At 25.7% G+C, this 1,621-nt stretch carries 2 protein-coding genes; both read left to right on the forward strand.

Annotation, left to right across the window (positions count from 1 at the left end):
* Positions 1 to 198 precede the first annotated feature (198 nt).
* Positions 199 to 738: a transcription elongation factor GreA gene (gene greA, locus B2G44_RS02225; RefSeq protein WP_180372485.1), complete on the forward strand. Its 540-nt coding sequence runs from the start codon at positions 199 to 201 to the stop codon at positions 736 to 738.
* A 14-nt stretch (positions 739 to 752) separates the two neighbouring features.
* On the forward strand, positions 753 to 1,262 hold the full coding sequence (locus B2G44_RS02230) for a YqeG family HAD IIIA-type phosphatase (RefSeq protein ID WP_078123194.1): 510 nt from the start codon (positions 753 to 755) through the stop codon (positions 1,260 to 1,262).
* The last annotated feature ends 359 nt before the right edge of the window (positions 1,263 to 1,621 follow it).

Raw genomic sequence — 1,621 nt, forward strand, 5'->3', positions numbered from 1 at the left:
AATTAATCTATCCGTATTAAAATACAAGAATTTAAAATATATTTAAAAAATAATTATTTTTTTAAAACTATATTTTCTGATTTAGGGGATGGTTTAAGTATTTCTTGTAAAAATTTTTTACCATCTACATATATATTTAAACGATAAAATGAATTATCTAGTATAAAAAAACAACAAAAAAAAAAGAGGTTAGTTATTATGAATCATGATATTATTGATTCTTATACGAATAAATATAAAGTTGATAAAAAAAATATTCATAAAGATAAACAAATTTATAAATTAACTCAAGAAGGTTTAAATAAATTAAAACAAGAGTTAGATCATTTAACTTCTACTAAAAGAAGTGAAAATTTAATTTCTTTAAAAGAGGCTCGTGATCAAGGTGATTTAAGTGAAAATGCTGACTATGCTGCTGCTACTAATGAACAAATAATAATAGAAACAAGAATTTCTGAAATCAAAAATATCTTAAAAAATATGGAAATAATTGATCATTTTAATCAAAATAAAGAAATTGTTACTATCGGTAATACAGTAGATATTCAGTTTTTAGATAATATGCAAATTTTAAAATTACATTTAGTTGGAATTTTAGAAGTAGATCCTTTAAATAATAAATTTTCTATTGAATCTCCTATTGGACAAAGTTTACAAGGTCATAAAGAAGGTGATAAAGTAAAATATAAATCTGAAACTGGCAAAATTATTGATATTAAAATTTTGAAAATACATTAATTCGGTATTAAGATATGAAAATTATAAAAAAATTAGAAAATTACCTTCATTATATACCTGATTTTTATTATGATTCTGTTTTTGAAATTCCTTTCGAATATTTTTTTAGAAAAAATTTTAAAGTTTTATTATTTGATTTGGATAATACTCTTATAGAACCCTATCAAACAACATTAGATAATAAAGTTTACAATTTATTAACAAATATTAGTACAAAATTTCAAATAATTATTCTTTCAAATGCTTCCAATCGTAAATTAAAAAAAATTTTAGAACCTAATTGGAATTATGTTTATCTTAATTTTTTACATAAAAAGCCTTCATCCTGGGGTTTTCGCCAAGTTTTAAGTTTAACTCAAATAAAAACTCAAGAAGTGGTCATGATTGGAGATCAATTAGCCACAGATATTAAAGGAGCTAATGAATTAAATATTACTTCTATTTTAGTAAAGCCTTTGAATAGAAAACAAGAAAATTTATTTACAAAATATAATCGTTTTTATATGGGCGCCAAAGAAGCCTAAATTTCGTGCTATTTCACCAATAGCCAGGGTCGATAAACCCTGAAAGGATATGGTCGGTCCGGCAGACGAAAGAATGCCAGATTACAGCAGACCATAAAAGCGGGTTGCGACGAAAGCAAATTAGTCAAGATAATTCGCCACCAAATAATTCCATGGAGAAGCCTGAAATGGCCTAAGAAGGAAAATTGAGGTAATTGACAAACCTGTTCCGGAAGTTGCTGAAGCGGACAGTCCAGAGTCTATTAATATAATATATAAGTATTGAGTAGTTTATCAACTAAAGAAAACCTGGAATCAGCCTCGCTAAAGAGGATACTTCCCCTAAAGAATTAAGGTAGAAATTTAGAGTAACTTGGAGA

The sequence above is a fragment of the Candidatus Phytoplasma citri genome (assembly GCF_002009625.1).
GTDB lineage: Bacteria > Bacillota_I > Bacilli_A > Acholeplasmatales > Acholeplasmataceae > Phytoplasma > Phytoplasma citri.